The sequence below is a fragment of the Dyella sp. genome, assembly GCF_035685885.1.
Lineage (GTDB): Bacteria > Pseudomonadota > Gammaproteobacteria > Xanthomonadales > Rhodanobacteraceae > Dyella.
This window is the reverse complement of record NZ_DASRZX010000093.1, coordinates 1-17,514: the sequence shown is the minus strand read 5'-3', so window position 1 is coordinate 17,514 and position 17,514 is coordinate 1. Positions and strand designations below refer to the sequence as shown.

At 64.4% G+C, this 17,514-nt stretch carries 15 protein-coding genes and 1 pseudogene; 6 read left to right on the top strand and 10 right to left on the bottom strand.

The genetic code is table 11. The features are described from left to right. Nucleotides 1-58: 58 nt before the first annotated feature. From cysT to VFG49_RS11575, 3 genes are read left to right on the top strand one after another with little or no spacing between them, the layout of a single operon-like run. Entirely contained in the window at nt 59-883 is an 825-nt protein-coding gene (gene cysT / locus VFG49_RS11585; RefSeq protein ID WP_324860611.1) for a sulfate ABC transporter permease subunit CysT, read from the top strand. After that, nucleotides 880-1,743, top strand: a complete 864-nt coding sequence (gene cysW, locus VFG49_RS11580) for a sulfate ABC transporter permease subunit CysW (RefSeq protein WP_324860609.1) — start codon at nt 880-882, stop codon at nt 1,741-1,743. Before cysT ends, cysW begins: the two co-directional genes overlap by 4 nt. 9 nt (nt 1,744-1,752) lie before the next feature. Further along, nucleotides 1,753-2,871 carry a sulfate/molybdate ABC transporter ATP-binding protein gene (locus VFG49_RS11575; RefSeq protein WP_324860607.1) on the top strand — a complete coding sequence of 373 codons (1,119 nt, stop codon included), beginning with the start codon at nt 1,753-1,755 and terminating at the stop codon, nt 2,869-2,871. A gap of 15 nt (nt 2,872-2,886) precedes the next feature. Here VFG49_RS11575 and VFG49_RS11570 read toward each other — a convergent pair whose 3' ends face one another. The 4 genes from VFG49_RS11570 to VFG49_RS11555 all read right to left on the bottom strand — a co-directional run bounded on the left by VFG49_RS11570 (nt 2,887) and on the right by VFG49_RS11555 (nt 5,974). After that, entirely contained in the window at nt 2,887-3,897 is a 1,011-nt protein-coding gene (locus VFG49_RS11570; RefSeq protein ID WP_324860605.1) for a C13 family peptidase, read from the bottom strand. Nucleotides 3,898-3,915: 18 nt separating this feature from the next. Continuing rightward, a complete protein-coding gene (gene mtnC, locus VFG49_RS11565; RefSeq protein WP_324860603.1) occupies nt 3,916-4,602 on the bottom strand; it encodes an acireductone synthase in 687 nt (228 codons plus the stop codon). Between the two features lie 161 nt (nt 4,603-4,763). Next, on the bottom strand, nt 4,764-5,330 hold the full coding sequence (locus tag VFG49_RS11560) for an acireductone dioxygenase (protein WP_324860601.1): 567 nt from the start codon (nt 5,328-5,330) through the stop codon (nt 4,764-4,766). Beyond that, a complete protein-coding gene (locus VFG49_RS11555) occupies nt 5,327-5,974 on the bottom strand; it encodes a methylthioribulose 1-phosphate dehydratase (RefSeq protein WP_324860599.1) in 648 nt (215 codons plus the stop codon). The genes VFG49_RS11560 and VFG49_RS11555 overlap by 4 nt, the downstream gene beginning before the upstream one ends. A gap of 158 nt (nt 5,975-6,132) precedes the next feature. On the opposite strand from VFG49_RS11555, the gene VFG49_RS11550 reads away from it, so the two are divergent. Then, nucleotides 6,133-6,465: a high-potential iron-sulfur protein gene (locus tag VFG49_RS11550; RefSeq protein WP_324860597.1), complete on the top strand. Its 333-nt coding sequence runs from the start codon at nt 6,133-6,135 to the stop codon at nt 6,463-6,465. Nucleotides 6,466-6,969: 504 nt separating this feature from the next. Here VFG49_RS11550 and VFG49_RS11545 read toward each other — a convergent pair. Together VFG49_RS11545 and VFG49_RS11540 are read right to left on the bottom strand one after the other, a co-directional pair. Further along, nucleotides 6,970-8,427 carry an amino acid permease gene (locus VFG49_RS11545; protein ID WP_324860595.1) on the bottom strand — a complete coding sequence of 486 codons (1,458 nt, stop codon included), beginning with the start codon at nt 8,425-8,427 and terminating at the stop codon, nt 6,970-6,972. 84 nt (nt 8,428-8,511) lie between these two features. Beyond that, a complete protein-coding gene (locus VFG49_RS11540) occupies nt 8,512-10,062 on the bottom strand; it encodes an APC family permease (protein WP_324860593.1) in 1,551 nt (516 codons plus the stop codon). Between the two features lie 253 nt (nt 10,063-10,315). Between VFG49_RS11540 and VFG49_RS11535 the strand changes: the two genes are divergently transcribed. Next, entirely contained in the window at nt 10,316-10,846 is a 531-nt protein-coding gene (locus VFG49_RS11535) for an NUDIX hydrolase (RefSeq protein WP_324860591.1), read from the top strand. Nucleotides 10,847-11,094: 248 nt separating this feature from the next. Here the strand turns inward: VFG49_RS11535 and VFG49_RS11530 are convergent, their stop codons facing one another. From VFG49_RS11530 to VFG49_RS11515, 4 genes are all read right to left on the bottom strand, one after another. Beyond that, nucleotides 11,095-11,616, bottom strand: a complete 522-nt coding sequence (locus VFG49_RS11530) for a 3-hydroxyanthranilate 3,4-dioxygenase (RefSeq protein ID WP_324860589.1) — start codon at nt 11,614-11,616, stop codon at nt 11,095-11,097. A 59-nt stretch (nt 11,617-11,675) separates the two neighbouring features. Beyond that, nucleotides 11,676-12,746 (bottom strand): PLP-dependent cysteine synthase family protein, encoded by a 1,071-nt coding sequence (locus VFG49_RS11525; RefSeq protein ID WP_324860587.1) that lies wholly within the window; start codon nt 12,744-12,746, stop codon nt 11,676-11,678. A 206-nt stretch (nt 12,747-12,952) separates the two neighbouring features. Then, on the bottom strand, nt 12,953-14,842 hold the full coding sequence (parE, locus tag VFG49_RS11520) for a DNA topoisomerase IV subunit B (protein WP_324860585.1): 1,890 nt from the start codon (nt 14,840-14,842) through the stop codon (nt 12,953-12,955). 183 nt (nt 14,843-15,025) lie between these two features. Beyond that, nucleotides 15,026-16,828 (bottom strand): aminopeptidase P family protein, encoded by a 1,803-nt coding sequence (locus VFG49_RS11515; protein ID WP_324860583.1) that lies wholly within the window; start codon nt 16,826-16,828, stop codon nt 15,026-15,028. Between the two features lie 223 nt (nt 16,829-17,051). Here VFG49_RS11515 and VFG49_RS11510 point away from each other — a divergent pair. After that, nucleotides 17,052-17,514 (top strand): annotated as a pseudogene (locus VFG49_RS11510) (cytochrome ubiquinol oxidase subunit II); the annotation flags it as partial.

Genomic DNA, 17,514 nt, shown 5'->3' with positions numbered 1-17,514 from the left:
GGCCAAGTTCTTCAATGACGGTGCGATCTTCGACCAGCTCGGCGCGGGAGGCTGAGCCATGCGGCGGCGCGTGCTACCGGGCTTTGGCCTCAGCCTTGGCTACACGCTGACCTATCTCAGCCTGATCGTGCTGTTGCCGCTGGCTGCACTGGCGTGGACGGCATCGGGAATCGGCATCGAAGGACTCATCCGTTTGTTGTCAGGGCCACGCACGCTTTCGGCGTTGCGCCTCAGCCTGGGCGGAGCGCTTGTCGCAGCATCCATCAACGTGGTCATCGGCCTGCTGGTGGGCTGGGTGCTGGTGCGCTATCGCTTTCCGGGGCGTCGCCTCTTCGATGCACTGGTGGATTTGCCGTTTGCATTGCCCACGGCGGTGGCCGGTATCGCGCTGACCACGTTGTATGCACCCAACGGCTGGCTTGGCTCGTGGCTGGAACCTCTCGGCATCAAGGTGGCCTATACGCCGCTGGGCGTGCTGGTGGCGATGGTGTTCGTGGGTTTTCCGTTCGTCGTGCGCACCTTGCAGCCGGTGCTGGCCTCGCTTGAACGCGATGTCGAAGAGGCTGCCGAAAGCCTGGGTGCACGGCGCTGGCAGACGTTCTTCCGCGTGATCCTGCCGATCCTCGCTCCCACGCTGCTGACCGGCTTTGCGTTGGCGCTGGCGCGCGCCGCCGGCGAATACGGCTCGGTGATCTTCATCGCCAGCAATATTCCCATGCGCTCGGAAATTGCACCGCTGCTGATCGTGCAGAAGCTGGAGCAGTTCGATTACGCGGGTGCCGCGGCACTGGGCGTGGCAATGCTGTTGCTGTCGTTCCTGTTGCTCGTGATGGTCGCGCTGCTCCAGCGCTGGAGCCATCGCTGGGCGGAGAGTGGCGCATGAGTGCGCATGTTCCTTCGCGTTCGCCAGGCTGGCCACGCCGGCTTGTGCATGGCGTGCTGATCACGCTGGCGCTGGTATTCCTGGTTTGTTTCCTGGTGCTGCCGCTGCTTACGGTTTTCGTGGAGGCGTTTCGCCAGGGCGTTGCACCTTATCTGGCATCCATCCGGCAACCGGAGGCATGGTCGGCCATTCGCCTGACGTTGCTGGTGGCGGTCATTGCGGTGCCGCTCAACGTGGTGTTCGGTGTCGCTGCTGCGTGGGCGATGACACGCTTCCAGTTCCGCGGAAAGGCGCTGCTGGGCGCGCTGATCGATCTGCCGTTCTCCGTGTCGCCGGTCATCTCCGGCCTGATCTACGTGTTGTTGTTCGGCACGAAAGGATGGTTCGGCCCATGGCTGGATGCGCATGGGATCAAGATCATCTATGCGGTGCCGGGCCTGGTGCTGGTGACGATCTTCATCACCTTGCCGTTCGTGGCGCGCGAACTCATCCCACTTATGCAGACGCAGGGCAGCGAGGAAGAAGAGGCCGCGCGCGTGCTGGGTGCCGGCGGTTGGCAGACGTTCTTCCGCGTCACGCTGCCCAATATCCGTTGGGCACTGTTGTCTGGCGTCCTGCTGTGCAATGCGCGCGCCATGGGTGAGTTCGGCGCCGTTTCCGCCGTGTCGGGCCACATCCGCGGGCTCACCACCACCATGCCGCTGGAAGTGGAGATGCGCTACAACGAATACGACTACGTGGGGGCTTTCGCCGTGGCCTCCCTGCTGGCCCTGCTGGCGCTGCTCACGCTGGCCGTGAAAACCTTGCTGGAATGGCGCTATGGTGACGAAATCGCCTCGCATGCGCCCGGCGGGCACTGAGGGATCCGGATGACGCTGGAGCTGTCCCATCTGCATCGACGTTTCGCCGAATTCCAGGCGCTGGACGACGTCAGCCTCCGCATCGCGCCGGGCGAGTTCCTTGCATTGCTGGGGCCGTCGGGCTCCGGCAAGACCACCTTGCTGCGCATCCTCGCCGGACTGGACTATCCGGACCGCGGCAGCGTCCACAAGGGAGGCACTGACTTCCTTGCCACGCCATCGCGTGAACGCAATATCGGCATGGTGTTCCAGCACTACGCGCTGTTTCGGCATCTGACGGTGACGGAGAACGTCGCGTTCGGCCTGCGCGTACGTTCGTGGCGCAAGCGGCCATCGCGTGCGGTGATCCGCGAACGGGTGGAGCGGCTGCTCAAGCGCGTGCAATTGGAAGGACTTGGCAACCGCTATCCCGCGCAGTTGTCCGGTGGCCAGCGGCAGCGCGTGGCGCTGGCTCGCGCGTTGGCAGTCGAGCCCGACATGCTGCTGCTCGACGAGCCATTCGGCGCGCTGGATGCGCAGGTGCGCGTCACCTTGCGCCGCTGGCTGCGCGAACTGCATGAGGAACTCGAACTCACCACGGTCTTCGTGACGCACGACCAGGAAGAAGCATTGGAACTGGCCGATCGCGTGGCGGTGATGAACAACGGCCGCATCGAGCAGGTGGGCTCGCCGGAGACGATCTACCAGCAGCCCGCCACGCCGTTCGTGTGCGAATTCATCGGCAAGGTGAATCGCTTCACCGTGCGTCGCACGGCCGCCGGCCTTGCGGCAGGCAGCTGGGTGCCCGACGACGATCCGTGGCAAGGCCGTTTTGCCGAAGCGATTGCCTACGTGCGCCCCGAACAGCTCAGGCTGGCGGTGTCGCCCGGGCAGCCAGCGTGGGAGGCCCGGTTGCGCCACATCTACCTGGCCGGCAGCGTGGCGCATCTGGATCTTTACGTGGCCGCGCTGGATCTGGCGCTCGAAGCCGATGTGGCCAGCGAGGATCTGTCGCGACTGGGACTGCACGCAGGCATGGACCTGCGAGTGGCGCCGCGCAGCGCCGTGCTGTTTCCGCTCGACGGCCAGGGCGCCACGGCCAATCAGGAGCGCTGGATCTGGAACGCACGGAGTCCTGTTCCGGCGTGAGCCCGAAGTTGGACGTCAGTTGGCTCCGCTGTCGGCACCCGCGGGCTTGAAGGCGACGGCAGGGCCGGGCACGACGTGCTTGCGCCAGCGAGCCAACTGATCAGCGATGCCGCTGCCCACGCTCATCTGGGGCTCGGAAGGTGTGAGTTTGTCCTTGGTTTCCCACAAGGCAATTTCTTTTGACGCCTGCTGGAACGCTTCCATGAAGTCAGGCGTGCGGTTGATCGCATCGACCAGCCAGGCATGGCCGAAGTAAGTGACGTCCGAATCCGAGCCGCAGCCGAACGAGCTGCGATCCGCGCGCGCCGCCGTGATGACCAGTGTGCCGGCGCCCTGCAGGGTGGGTACGAAGCCACCCGAATAGCAGGCATTCACCACCACTACCTTCCACTTGAACGGACGCTTGTTGAGGATGTCGGCCAGGTCCTGCGCGCCGATCTGGTCCAGCGGCAGCGGGTCCATGTCGACCAGCAGGTTGTGGTCCTCGTCGCCGTGCGTGGTCATGTAGAGCAGCAGGATGTCCTCATCGGGCTTCATCACCCCGGCCAGGCCGTCCAGCGCCGCTTCCAGGTTGCTCCAGCTGGCCAGCGGGTGCTGATCCAGCGTCTCCGGGTTGTTCTCCAGCACCATGGCGTGGGTGGTGTTGCCGAAGCGCTGTGGAAACACCTTGCCCGCGTACTCCGCTTCATTGCGGAACACGTCTTCGCCGCCGTCCCCGCCAAACGCGAGTACGTAGAGATTGGGCTGGCCGGCAACGCGGGGCCCGAGCTTCGCCAGCGCCTTGCGCACCATGTCGCGCTGCGCGTACATCACCTGCTCAGGCGACGACGCCTGTGGGGGCCAGTGATCCGATGCGGCGTCCTCGTCGCTGCCGTTATCGGTTTCCGCGCGCGCAGCGATCGTGGCCGATTTGGCCGGGGCCGCCGCTTGGACGGGTGCTGCCACGGGCGGCGCATGGTGCGCCATCCCGAGCATCAGCAGTACGCCGGCTGCGAAGGCGAGCAGGGCAGTCAGGGCGATACGCATGTCAGCAACCTGCGCGGGTCAGAGGACGATGGCGTCGAAATCGCGGTAGGCTGGATGGCGTGGGGCATCTGGCAGGGTCTGCGACTCGCGCAGCAGCCAGCCCGTGCGCAAGCCGGCCGCCTTCGCCGCGTCCAGTTCTTCCACGATGTCGGAAAGGAACAGGATGTGGCCCGGCTGTTCATCGATGGCCGCGGCGATCTTTTCGTACGATGCCTGTTCCCGCTTGGGGCCGGTCTCCGTATCGAAGTAGCCGGAAAACATCGGAGTCAGGTCACCGGCCTCGCTGTAGCGGAAGAACAGCTTCTGCGCGGGCACGGAGCCGGAGGAATACACGTACAGGTGCAGGCCGTCGGCGCGCCAGGCATGCAGGCGCGCGGAAACTTCCGAATACATGTGCGCGCGGTAATCGCCGGCTTCGTAGCCTTCCTTCCAGATCATGCCCTGCAGTGCCTTCAGCGCCGTTGACTTGCGGTCCTCGTCGATCCAGCGCAGCAGCATCTCGATGACATCCTGTCGCGGCGCTTCCACGATGCCGGCTTCCTTGGCCGCCTCGTGCAGCCAGTGCTGCACTTCGGGCGTGTCGCCGTGGGTTTCCACGAAGGCGGGCAATCGCTCCCGAGCGTACGGAAACAGCACGTCCTTCACGAAGCTGATCGAGCTGGTGGTGCCCTCGATGTCGGTGACGATGGCGCGGATGACGGTCATGCGGGAGAGCCAGGGTGCGGGAACGACAAGCTTACCCGCGGCCGGGGCGCCGGGCGAGGCCTGGCGTCGGCCTCACTGCAGGAGCGCACCTGGTGCGCGATCGGCTTTGCCGAAGATCGCGCCATCGCGCACTGGGTGCGCTCCTACGGGGGGCTCGCAGTTCAGGCGGCCTTGGCCGAGCCGTGGGGCGTCATGCGCGGGAAGCGCTGGGCGATGTCCTCGCCGGTGAACTGGGCAACCCAGCCATCCTTGTTGGTGAACAGGCGGATAGCCACGAAGTACGGCGACTCGCTCATGTCGAACCAGTGGCGGGTACCGTCAGGCACGCCAATAAGATCGCCCTGCTCGCACAGGATGTCGTAGACCTTGTCGTCGAGATGCAGGGTGAACTGGCCGGCGCCGGCAACGAAAAATCGCACCTCGTCCTCGCTGTGCGTGTGTTCGCTGAGGAACTTCTGGCGCAGCGTGGCGCGGTCCGGGTGATCAGGCTTGAGGCTGATCACGTCCACGGCCTGGTAACCCTCTTCGGACATCAGGCGATCGATGTCCGCGCGATAGGCGGCGATCACTTCGTCCTGGCTGGCACCCGGTGCGATGGGCTGGTTCGCCTCCCAGCGCTCGAAGCGCACGCCGACCTTCGCCAGTTCGTTCACCACGTCGGCGTGGTCGGTATGCACGCTCAGCGGCGTGCCGGGATGCTGGTCCTGGAAAATGCGCAGGCGGCTCATGCGGAAAGTCTCCTCAGGTCGAGTTCGCAGTTGAGCAGGAATTCCAGCGCCTCCAGATGGCGCCGCGTCTCGGCCATGTCGCGGCCCCAGGTGTAGATGCCGTGACCGTTGATGAGATAGGCATGCAGCGGCTTGCCCTCGTCGAGCCATGCATCGACTTGTGCGACGAGTTCGGGCATGTGCTGCGTGTTGGGAAACACCGGAATCGCCAGTTCGCTGTCATGGGTGGTCTGCCCGGCGATGGCTTTCTGGAGCTCCCAGCCTTCGAGCTTGATGACGCCGTCGCGGGCAAACAATCGCGAGGCGACACTTTGCGTGCGGGAGTGCGTATGCAGCACCACGTTCATGCCGGGAAAGCGCCGATAGATCTGCGTGTGCAGATCGGTTTCGGCGCTCGGCCGCGCCTCCGTGCCGACCGCGTTGCCCTGCATGTCGATCACCATGATGTCGTCGCGACCGAGCTTGCCCTTGTCGCGGCCGGAAATGGTGATGGCCGCGTGCTGTTCATCCAGTCGCATGGAGAAGTTGCTGCTCGTGGCGGGCGTCCAGCCGGCGGCGGCAAGTTCCCGCGCAGCATCGGCAACCGCATCCGCACGCTGTGCGAACAGCTCGGGCGAAATCGTGGAAGGAAGGCTCTGGGTCATGGGAATGGACGTCCAAACGGAGTCGAACTATATCACGCCACCCTTGCGCCAGTGCCGAAAATGCGATTCGTTCTCACGACTTATCGAGAGGGCGAGTAGCATCCGGCAGGTATCCGTCGCGGGCGTGACGGAAGTTTCCAAAGACGGAGGTTGGACCAATGTCGCTTGAAAAAGATATCGAATCGCGTCGTCGCTTTCTCAAGGCCGCAGCCGGGACCGCTGCAGCCGCGGCCATGATCGGCAGCCTGCCGCGCCTCGCACGAGCCGCGGATCTCCCGCACCTGGCCGAATCGGATCCGACGGGCAAGGCGCTCGGCTACGTCGAGGATGCCAGCAAGACGACCGATGCGAAGCACAAGGCGGGCGACACCTGCGCCAACTGTCAGTTCTACGCCGGCGGCCCGACCGGTTATGGCCCATGTCAGCTGTTCCCGGGCAAGGCTGTGAGTGCGAAGGGCTGGTGCGTGTCCCACGCACCGAAGAAAGCCTGAACCTCTCGCTGATTCACACACGGGAAGGCCGGCAATATGCCGGCCTTCTTTTTTTGGGGAGCACGTTTGCACGCAGCGATTGATGCGCGCGCGGCGCTACGTCGATGCACGACACGTGCGATGACATCGCGCAGACTTTGTCTTCGCGCGATCTTTATACGAAAGAGAAGAACTCAAACCGAAGAACTCGATGAGTAGAAGATGCTGCCCAGACGCGTCAGGCCGAGGAGCTGACCCGCCTGACGCGCCGGGCGGCAATCCGGGGCCCACTGCCAAGTGATATACCCACGGAGCACAGATGATACTCCTGGAGGGCGGTTTTGGGGCCGGCCGGCGCCAAATTTTTATCGAAAAAGTCTCGTTAAAACTAAAAAAAACAATAACTTATCTATACATTCAAGACTGGCTCTCACGAATGTGTCGCAGGAAGCTTTCATTCGTTACGCCGGGTAAAGCAAGGGTTACCCGGCGATTTGGCCGAATTTCGCGTCAGATCGTCGAAGATCAGCTGCTTTGACCCGCGGGTCGGCGATGTAGGCGGCTGTGGCGGATGCCGTAGCCAAAGTAGATCGCCAGCCCCAGCACGGTCCAGACGATCATCAAAAGCCAGTTGAACCAGCTCATGAAGGCCAGCAGGGTCAGGCAGCTGATCACGCCGGCCGGACAGATCACCCAGGCCCACGGCACGCGGAAGCCGCGATGCAGTTCCGGCGAGGTGTAGCGCAGGATCAACACGCCTGCGCATACCGCGACGAACGCAATCAGCGTGCCCATCGAGGTGAGATCGGCCAGCAGGTCGAGCGGGAACACCGCAGCGAGGATCGCAATGCCCACGCCGGTGATCACCGTGTTGATATGCGGCGTGCGGTGCTTGGGATGGATGCGGTTGAACACCTTCGGCAGCAGGCCATCGCGCGCCATGATCATGAAGATGCGCGGCTGAGCGATGATCATCACCAGGATTACCGAGGACAGGCCGATCAGTGCGCCGATCTCGACCACCGTGCGCAGCCAGCCGAGCTCCGGATGGCCCTTGATCGCGGTAACCACCGGCTCGCTGGTACCCAGGTCGGTGTATGACGCCAGGCCGGTCAACACTGCGGCCATCGCGAGATAGAGGACGGTGCAGATGACCAGTGAAACCAGCGTGCCGAACGGAAGATCGCGCTGCGGGTTCTTGCACTCCTGTGCCGCCGTCGAGGTCGCCTCGAAGCCGATATAGGCGAAGAACACCATGGCCGCGCCGCGCATGATGCCGGACCAGCCGTATTTGCCAGGGCCCTGGTTCTCCGGAATGAACGGATGCCAGTTGGACGGATCGACGTAGCGATAGCCGGCTGCCACCACGATGATGATCAAGCCGACCTTCAGCGCCACCATGAGGACGTTCAGACCCGACGACTCGCGGATGCCGACATAGCAGAGCCAGGTGAGCGCGAGCACGATCGCCACGGCGGGCAGGTTCATCAGATGGCCGGTGGCCACCAGATGACCATCGGTGAATGCGAGCGGGGCTTCGGTCAGGGCTGTCGGCAGATGGATGCCGAGCTGGTCGAGCAGGCTGGTGAAATAGCCGGTCCAGCTGGCCGCCACGGCAGAAGCGGAAATGCCGTACTCCAGCACCATGTTCCAGCCGATGAACCAGGCCACCAGTTCACCCAGCGTGGCGTAGGCATACGAATAGGAGCTGCCGGAGATCGGGATCAGCGTGGCGAACTCGGCATAGCACAGCGCGGTAAAGCCGCTGCAGATCGCCGCAAGGATGAAGGAAATCAGTACCGCGGGTCCGGCGTGCTCGGCAGCGGCCTGGCCAGTGACCACGAAGATACCGGTGCCGATCACGGCGCCGATGCCCAGGGCCGTGATGCCCCATGGGCCGAGCGTGCGGCGCAGGGTAGGGCCGTGGGAGGCGTCGTCGGCGTCGGAAAAGTCGGTCTTGCGGGCGAGTAACTGTTTGAGCATGCGTCAACCTGGTGCAGCTGCGGGCGGAGATTCGCCCTCGGTCATAACGAGAGGGCCGGCATTGGGCCGGCCCTTCGTGTCGGATCAGGAGTTTTGCTTGCGGAGCTTGCTATGGGAATACCCATAGAAGGCATAGATCAGCATGCCGAAGGTGGTCCAGCCCACCATCAGCGGCCAGTTGGCGCGGAACGATTGCCAGAACAGGTAAAGACAGATCACCGAGCCCAGGATACTCACCACCCAGATGCCTGGCACGCGGAAGGTACGCGGCAGTTCCGGGCGGGTGTAGCGCAGGATCAGCACGCCGATGCACACGGTGGTGAAGGCCAGCAGGGTGCCCATCGACACCAGCTCACCGAGGATGCTTACCGGGAACAGGCCGGCGAGCACCAACGCAGAAACGCCGGCAATGATGGTGGCAATGTGCGGCGTACGGTGCTTGGCATGCACGCGTGAAATGGTCGGCGCGAGCAGGCCGTCCTTTGCCATGCTGAAGAAGATGCGGGACGTGCCCAGCAGCATCACCAGGATCACCGAGCTCAGGCCGGCCAGCGCGCCGAACGAGACGATCGCCTTCAGCCAGTTGAGTTCGGGATGGATGCTCAGTGCCGTGGCCACCGGTTCGGGTGTGCCCAGCATCCTGTAGGGGGCGATACCCGTGAGGGTAAGCGCCATGGCGATGTACAGCACGGTGCAGATCGCCAGCGAGCCGAGGATGCCGATGGGCATGTCGCGCTGCGGGTTCTTCGCTTCGCCTGCTGCCGTCGACACCGCGTCGAAGCCCACATAGGAGAAGAACACCAGCACGGCGGCGCGGAAGATGCCGCTGGTGCCGAAGCGGCCGGGGCCTTCTTCCGGCGGAATGAACGGATGCCAGTTGGAAGGATCGATGAAGCGGAAGGCGAACACCAGGAACAGCAGGATCACGATCACCTTGATCGCCACGATGATCGAATTGACAAAGGTCGATTGCGTGATGCCGCGATAGCACAGCATCGTCAGCGCGGTCACGATCAGGATGGCCGGCAGGTTGATGATGGTGTTGGTGCTGATCAGGTAGAAGTGCTCGGAGAACCTGGCAATGACGTGCTGGCCGGCTTTCAGATGCTCGATCTGGCCGCCGTCCATGAACGCGAGCGGCGCCGAAGCCAGGCTCTCGGGCAGCGACAACGACAGGCCCGTCCAGTGACTGAGGATCGAGAGGCACTCGTTGAAATAGCCCGACCAGCCGGCCGCCACCGTAGCGACGGCGAAGAGATATTCGAGGACGAGATTCCAGCCGATGAACCAGGCAACGATCTCGCCAAGCGTGGCATAGGAATAAGCGTAGGCACTGCCGGAAACCGGAATCATCGCGGCGAACTCTGCATAGCACAGGCCCGCGAAGGCGCAGGCAATGCCGGCGACGATGAAGCTGATGATCAGGGCGGGGCCGGCGTGTTCCGCGGCGGCCTGGCCGGTGATGACGAAAATACCTGCGCCGATGACGGCACCGATGCCGAGCATGATCAGGTGGCGTGCGGTGAGCACGCGCTTGAGGCTCGCTTCACCTTGCAGGGTGTCGTGCGGCAACTCACCCGCGTCGACGTGTGGCGACGCCTGAATCGGATGCGTCGCGAACAGGTTTTTCAGCATGTTTCTCCCCTACCGCCTTGTGGTCGTTCTTACCGCTTATAACCGTGCCAGACGTCACGGTCGTCTCGTCGCTACCCCGGCAACGACGGGGAACCATAGCCCAGCGGGGTGCGGGCGTACAAGTTGCACTGCGGTCGGCTGATCCGCCCTCTCGCGGGGGCCTTTTGGTCGATGCGCAGCCGGGGAGCCTCTGGAATAATGCCGCTCCGCCGCCGGTGAGCGGGCGGCGTTTCACCCGCAGTCGAGAGCGTTCATGCAGAGCTTGTTCGAGCAGTTCCAGCAGTACGGCCGGCAATGGCCCCACGAAAAAGACACCCCGCATTTCGTCGAGCTACTCGCGGGAGGCGAGCACCGTTTCCGCAGGGAGTCGCTGGAGGCGCATTTCACCGGCTCGGCGTGGCTGGTTAGTGCGGATGGATGGCGCGTGCTGCTGACGCACCACCGCAAGCTGGAGCGTTGGCTGCAACTGGGCGGACATGCCGACGGAGATACCGACCTGGCCCGCGTAGCGTTGCGGGAAGCGGAAGAAGAGTCGGGACTCGACGGACTGAGCGTCGATCCAGAGCCTTTCGACCTTGATCGCCACCGCATTCCGGCGCGTGGCATCGAACCGGAACATTGGCACTACGACGTGCGCTACGTCGTACGCGCAGGTGCCAATGAGGACTTCCGGGTGAGCGACGAATCGCATGCGCTCGCCTGGCGTTCTATCCGCGAGATTGCCGAAGACACGCAAAGCGACGAATCGCTGCGCCGCATGGCGTGGAAGTGGCTGCGGCGCTGACGACGCACTCGCTGTCTCGCGTAGGAGCGCACCCAGTGCGCGATCAATCTCGTCTCTGAGTTTTCAACGCCAAGACATCGCTTTTGTGGGAGCTCACCCTGTGTGCGACTGGCGCAGAGCGGCCTGCTTCACTGTGCATGCAGTCAACGGGCACGGGACCGATCAAGACCGAGTCGGCATTGCAGGCAGCAGCGTCACCGGTCGCGCACAGGGTGCGCTCCCACAGAACATCACAGGTCGCGCCAAAATCAGGCGTACTTCGCGGGCGCCGGGTTGAGGTGTCCGCATTGCTCGCAGGTGCGCGCATCGATCGAGCGATAGAAGCGTTCGAACACTGGCGGAAAATCATGTTCGATGCTGTCGAGGGTGAAATATTCCTCGTACAACTTATGGTTGCAGCGCTCGCAGAACCACAGCAAACCGTCCTTCTCGCCGGCAAGGCGGCGGCGCTCGATCACCAGCCCGATCGACTCGGGCATGCGCTGCGGCGAATGGGGCACGCAGGGAGGCAGGTAGAAAACCTCGCCGGCACGGATGGGAATGTGACGCGCCACGCCTTCGTCCTGCACCTTCAGCACCATCTCGCCTTCGAGCTGATAGAAGAACTCCGGACCTTCGTCGTAGTGATAGTCCGTGCGTGCGTTCGGGCCGCCCACGACCATGATGATGAAATCACCATCGACGATGCACTTGTTGCCCACCGGTGGCTTGAGCAGGTGGCGGTGTTCGTCGATCCAGCGCTTCAGGTCGATGGGTGGCAGCAGGGACATGGGGCCGTCCGATGGATGAAAGGCATCACGATAGCGCTACCGCGATGCGTGGGGAATGGTCAGTCGATCCAGCGGCCATCACGGACGATGGCCTCGAGTCGGGCAAGCTGGCCGGCCACGTCCAGGCACTCGGCGGCGATCCATTCGTCGTTGTAATACGAACATCGGTAACGGTCGCCACCATCGCAGATCAGGGTGACCACCGGTCCTTGCTCGCCGCTGACCTGCAGTTCGGCCATGAGTTGCAGCGCGCCGACCAGATTGGTGCCGGTAGAGCCGCCGCAGCGGCGCCCAAGCAGCCGCTCCAGCAGGCGCAGCGCGGCGATCGAAGCGGCGTCGGGTACACGCAGCATGCGGTCGATGACACTGGGCAGGAACGAGGGTTCTACGCGCGGACGGCCGATGCCTTCAATGCGCGAGCCGCGGTTCAACTGCAGGCCGATATCGCGGCACGCGTAGTAGTCGTAGAACACCGAGTGCTCGGGGTCGACGACGGCGAGCCGTACCGGAGCATGCTGCGCAGAGCGATAGCGGACATAGCGGCCGATGGTGGCCGAGGTGCCGCCCGTGCCTGCGGGCACCACGATCCAGCGGGGATCTGGATCGGGTTCGCGCTGCATCTGGCGGAAGATGGACTCGGCAATGTTGTTGTTGCCGCGCCAGTCGGTGGCGCGCTCGGCATAGGTGAACTGGTCCATGTAATGGCCGCCCAACTCCGCAGCGAGGCGTTGCGCGGCGCTGTAGACATCGGTGTCGTCGATGAAGTGGCAGTGGCCACCGAAGAACTCGATTTGCGCGACCTTGTCGAGCGAGGTGCTGCGCGGCATCACCGCAAAGAAGGGCAGGCCCAGCAGGCGGGCGAAATACGCTTCAGATATGGCAGTGCTGCCGCTGGAGGCCTCCACCACGGGTTGGCCCGCCCGCAACCAGCCGTTGCAGATGGCATACAGGAACAGCGAGCGGGCGAGGCGATGCTTGAGGCTGCCAGTGGGGTGGACGGATTCGTCCTTGAGGTACAGCGGGATGCCGGGGAAGGCGGGGAGATCCAGTCGGATCAGATGCGTATCGGCCGAGCGGTTCGCTTCGGACTCGAGAACTTGGACGGCTTGGCGGGTCCAGGCGGTATGCATTCAAGCAGTCTAGCGCCCGGGTGTGAGTGGGGCGTTGACGTGTGTCAGTGCAGTCTTTTCTTCCTCTCCCCGTTGGGGAGGGGATTGAGGTGAGGGTGGGTGCTTGCGGCGGAGTCGAAAAGATACTGGTTCGAACCCGCCTTATCGCAAGATTGGCGCCTCACCCTAGCCCTCTCCCACAAGGGGAGAGGGAACAAAGGCGAGGCTCAGACCTCGAGCGTCGCCAGGTCGCCCTTTTCTTCCAGCCAGGCCTTGCGGTCGCTAGCGCGCTTCTTGGCCAGCAGCATATCCATCAGCTTGGTGGTGCCGTCGTCATGGTCGACGGTGAGCTGGACCAGACGGCGCGTGTCGGGGTGGATGGTCGACTCGCGCAGCTGCCCCGGGTTCATTTCGCCCAGGCCCTTGAAGCGGGTAGTGCTGACCGCGCCCTTCATCTTTTCGCGCTGGATGCGCTCGAGCATCGCGTTCTTTTCGTTCTCGTCCAGGCAATAGAACACCTGCTTGCCCACGTCCACGCGGAACAGCGGCGGCATCGCCACGAACACATGGCCTTCGCGCACCAGTGCAGGGAAGTGCTTGAGGAACAGCGCGCTGAGCAGGGTGGCGATGTGCAGGCCGTCGGAATCCGCGTCGGCCAAGATGACCACCTTGCCGTAGCGCAGACCGCTGAGGTCGTCCTTGCCCGGATCGCAGCCGATCGCCACGGCCAGGTTGTGCACTTCTTCGGACGCGAGCACCGAACCCGATTCCACTTCCCAGGTGTTGAGGATCTTGCCGCGCAGCGGAAGGATCGCCTGGAATTCCTTGTCGCGCGCCTGCTTGGCGCTGCCGCCGGCGGAGTCACCTTCTACCAGGAACAGCTCGGTGCGGGTGAGGTCGGTGGCGGTGCAGTCGGCCAGCTTGCCGGGCAGCGCGGGCCCTTGCGTGATCTTCTTGCGCACGACCTGCTTGGCCGCCTTCAGGCGCGCGCTGGCGCGCTCGATGGCGAGCTGGGCGATGCGCTCGCCGAGATCCACGTGCTGGTTGAGCCACAGGCTGAAGGCATCGTGGATGACGTTTTCGACCATGCCGGCGGCGTTGCGTGAAGACAGGCGTTCCTTGGTCTGGCCGGCGAACTGCGGATCCTGCAGCTTGGCCGACAACACGAAGGCAAGGCGCTCCCACACATCTTCCGGCGCCAGCTTCACGCCGCGCGGCAGCAGGTTGCGGATGTCGCAGAACTCGCGGATGGCATTGGTGAGGCCCGATCTCAGGCCGTTCACGTGGGTGCCGCCCTGCGCAGTAGGAATCAGGTTGACGTAGCTTTCCTGCACCAGCTCGCCTTCGGGCACCCAGGCCAGCGCCACGTCAAGGCCATCAGCCTCGCGCTGCACATGGTGCACGAACAGCTCGGTCGGGATCGCCTCGGCGCCGGACAGCTCGTCGCGCAGGTAGTCGCGCAGGCCGTCCTCGTAATACCACTCGTTGACGTCACCGGTGGCTTCGTCGAGCAGCTTCACGCTGAGGCCTGCGCACAGCACTGCCTTGGCGCGCAGCAAGTGGCGCAGCTTGCCGAGCGAGATCTTCGGCGAGTCGAAATATTTGGGATCGGACCAGAAGCGAACCGTGGTGCCGGTTTTCTTCTTGGGCACCGTGCCGATGATCTCCAACTCGCTGGCGCGGTCGCCGTGCGCGAAGGCCATGCGGTATTCGTTGCCGTCGCGGCGGATGGTGACTTCCACGCGGCTGGACAACGCATTGACCACCGACACGCCCACGCCGTGCAGGCCGCCGGAGAAGTTGTAGTTATTGCCCGAGAACTTGCCGCCCGCATGCAGGCGCGTGAGGATCAGTTCGACGCCCGGCACGCCTTCTTCCGGGTGGATGTCCACCGGCATGCCGCGACCGTCGTCGGTGACTTCCACCGAGCCGTCGGTGTGCACGATCACTTCCAGCGACTTGGCGTGGCCGGAGATGGCCTCGTCCACCGAGTTGTCGATCACTTCCTGCGCCAGGTGATTCGGGCGCGAGGTATCGGTGTACATGCCGGGGCGGCGCTTGACCGGATCAAGGCCAGAGAGGACTTCGATGTCGGCGGCGTTGTAACGACTGCTCATGCGGGAGGTTTCGGCTCAGGTCAGGCGCGGGAGGATGGGTTGCGCGGGCGGGGAGGTCAAGGGTTGGGGCGGGCTCGGTTCCATCTGTAGGAGCGCACCCAGTGCGCGACCGCCGAGTGGAGGGATATCGCTCCGTCAGGTTATCGCGCACTGGGTGCGCTCCTACAGTCAATACGTGTGGGCTTACGCCAGCGGCGCGCAATGCCGCTCCAGCCACGCCAGGTCCGCATCCTCCAGCAAGGGTGACAGGGCGGCGCGTACGGTGGCGTGATAGTCGTCCAGCCAGGCGCGTTCCTCGGGATTCAGCAGGCCCGGCTCCAGCGCGCGACGGTCGAACGGGCACAGGGTGAGGGTCTCGAAGGCGTAGAACTCGCCGAACTCGGTCTTGTCGGCCTCGACCACCACCGCCAGGTTCTCGTGGCGAATGCCATGGCGGTTCGGCTTGTACAGGCCCGGCTCGATCGAGGTGATCATGCCCGGCTCCAGCGGGACCAGCGTGGCGCCCGAGGCCGGCGGACGGATGCCGTGCGGGCCCTCGTGCACATTGAGGAAGTACCCCACGCCGTGACCGGTGCCGTGGCCGTAGTCCATGCCGCTGGCCCACAACGGGGCGCGGGCGAGGGCGTCCAGCTGCGGGCCGCTGGCGCCCCTGGGGAAGCGGGCGCGGCTGAGCGCGATCATGCCTTTCATCACCAAGGTGCTGTCGCGGCGCTGCTCGGCCGTGGTTTCGCCCAGCGCCAGTACGCGGGTGATGTCGGTGGTGCCGCCCAGATACTGGCCACCGGAGTCGACCAGCAGCAGGCCCTGTGGTTTCAGCGTGCTGTGCGATTCGGGCGTGGCGCGGTAGTGCGGCAGCGCGCCGTTGGCCTGGTAGCCGGCAATGGTGTCAAAGCTCTCGCCCACGAAATCGGGTTGTGCTGCGCGCTCCCCGCGCAGGAGGGTATCCACATCCAGCTCGGTCTGATGCATGCCGGCCGTCACGCGTTCCTCCAGACGGCGGAATGCGCGAGCCAGCGCGGCGCCATCGCGACGCATGGCGTCCCGGATATGTTCCAGCTCGGCGGCCGTCTTGCGTGCCTTGAACAGGGTGGACGGGTTGGCGGCCTCGATCAGCGGCACGTTGGCGGGAATGGCCGTGGCCACCGCGACGACGACACGGCCGCTGTCCAGCAGCAGGCGATCACTTGCGCGCAGTTCGGACAGCGCATCGGTGATCGTGGCGTAGTCGGCGATGTGCACGCCATCGGCCGCAAGCGCCTGCACCAGGACATCAGTGAGCTTGCCGCGACCAACGAACAGCGTGGCGTGGCCTTCCGCCTGCACCAAAAGGTGCGCGAGGAAGACCGGGTTGCACTCGACATCGCTGCCTCGCAGGTTGGTCAGCCAGGCGATGTCATCCAGGCTCGACACCAGATGATGCGTGGCGCCGAGTTTGCGTATGGCTGTGCGCAGGCGCGTGAACTTTTCGCTGCGTGGTTGCGTGGCATAGCGCAGCGGGTGTTCGGTCACCGGCGAGGCGGGCAGGGCGGGACGATCGGGCCAGATCTGTCCCGGCAGGTCCAGGTCGGTACGCAGGCGGGCGCCGTTGGCCTCCAGCCGGTGTGCGAGGTTGCGCGTCGTGGCCAGCGATACGCTGTCGCCCGCAATGGCCAGCGTCTGGCCGGTGTGCAGACGTTGCAGCAGCCACTCCACGTGCTCGGGCGCGTGCGCTACGCGCTGCTTCATCAGTTCGATGCCGGTGCCCGCCAGCTGCTGCGCGGCCTGGGCGAAGTAGCGCGAGTCGGTCCACAGCCCGGCGTGATCCGGCGTCACCATCAGCGTGCCGGCCGACCCCGTAAAGCCCGACAACCAGGCCCGGGCTTCCCAATGGGCCGGCAGATACTCCGAAAGGTGTGGGTCGGCGCTGGGAATCAGGCAGGCGGCGACGCCGTGCTGTTGCATCGCCTGGCGCAGGGCCGCCAGTTTCGAGGGTGCGGTGGTTTCCATCGACGCATGGTAGCAGGCGTCCTGCAGCAGCGATTTGTGCCTTTTCGTGCCGTTTTCCTGCCCGCAAGGCGGGTGCTGACTCTTGCATTCTCGTGTCAAGTCGCCGCAGTCGGCTGCGCAAGAATTTTCAGCTGCGACATTGTGTCTCGGAGGCATTCAAACCCGCGCGGCATGCCGCTAGGATGCCGCATCCCCACGCTGTACCCCCAGGTTGTTCGTGAACATGCATCCCCTCCTTTTGCGCTTGCGCCATGCAAGCGTTGGCGTCGCCGTGCTGCTCAGCGGCTGCAACATGGAAGTCCTCACCCCGAAGGGGGATGTCGGTGCCCATGAGAAGTCCCTCATCCTGATCGCGCTGGGCCTGATGGCCATCGTGGCGATTCCGGTCATCGCGATGACGCTGTGGTTCCCGTGGCGCTACCGCTCCGGCAACAAGAAGGCCACCTACGCGCCGGACTGGTCGCATTCGACCAGGATCGAAGTGGTGGTGTGGACCATTCCCGCGATCATCATCGTGATCCTGGCGGCCATCACCTGGACCAGCTCGCACGCGCTCGATCCGTACAAGCCGCTGGAGTCGGACGCCAAGCCGGTGACGGTGCAGGTCGTGTCGCTCGACTGGAAGTGGCTGTTCGTCTATCCCGAATACGGCGTGGCCTCGGTCAACGAGCTGGCGTTTCCGGTCG

Bases quoted from the DNA above. Each gene is read 5' to 3' on its own strand.
- cysT (WP_324860611.1), top strand. From the start codon at position 59: ATGCGGCGGCGCGTGCTACCGGGCTTTGGCCTCAGCCTTGGCTACACG.
- cysW (WP_324860609.1), top strand. From the start codon at position 880: ATGAGTGCGCATGTTCCTTCGCGTTCGCCAGGCTGGCCACGCCGGCTT.
- VFG49_RS11575 (WP_324860607.1), top strand. From the start codon at position 1,753: ATGACGCTGGAGCTGTCCCATCTGCATCGACGTTTCGCCGAATTCCAG.
- VFG49_RS11570 (WP_324860605.1), bottom strand. From the start codon at position 3,897: ATGCGTATCGCCCTGACTGCCCTGCTCGCCTTCGCAGCCGGCGTACTG.
- mtnC (WP_324860603.1), bottom strand. From the start codon at position 4,602: ATGACCGTCATCCGCGCCATCGTCACCGACATCGAGGGCACCACCAGC.
- VFG49_RS11560 (WP_324860601.1), bottom strand. From the start codon at position 5,330: ATGAGCCGCCTGCGCATTTTCCAGGACCAGCATCCCGGCACGCCGCTG.
- VFG49_RS11555 (WP_324860599.1), bottom strand. From the start codon at position 5,974: ATGACCCAGAGCCTTCCTTCCACGATTTCGCCCGAGCTGTTCGCACAG.
- VFG49_RS11550 (WP_324860597.1), top strand. From the start codon at position 6,133: ATGTCGCTTGAAAAAGATATCGAATCGCGTCGTCGCTTTCTCAAGGCC.
- VFG49_RS11545 (WP_324860595.1), bottom strand. From the start codon at position 8,427: ATGCTCAAACAGTTACTCGCCCGCAAGACCGACTTTTCCGACGCCGAC.
- VFG49_RS11540 (WP_324860593.1), bottom strand. From the start codon at position 10,062: ATGCTGAAAAACCTGTTCGCGACGCATCCGATTCAGGCGTCGCCACAC.
- VFG49_RS11535 (WP_324860591.1), top strand. From the start codon at position 10,316: ATGCAGAGCTTGTTCGAGCAGTTCCAGCAGTACGGCCGGCAATGGCCC.
- VFG49_RS11530 (WP_324860589.1), bottom strand. From the start codon at position 11,616: ATGTCCCTGCTGCCACCCATCGACCTGAAGCGCTGGATCGACGAACAC.
- VFG49_RS11525 (WP_324860587.1), bottom strand. From the start codon at position 12,746: ATGCATACCGCCTGGACCCGCCAAGCCGTCCAAGTTCTCGAGTCCGAA.
- parE (WP_324860585.1), bottom strand. From the start codon at position 14,842: ATGAGCAGTCGTTACAACGCCGCCGACATCGAAGTCCTCTCTGGCCTT.
- VFG49_RS11515 (WP_324860583.1), bottom strand. From the start codon at position 16,828: ATGGAAACCACCGCACCCTCGAAACTGGCGGCCCTGCGCCAGGCGATG.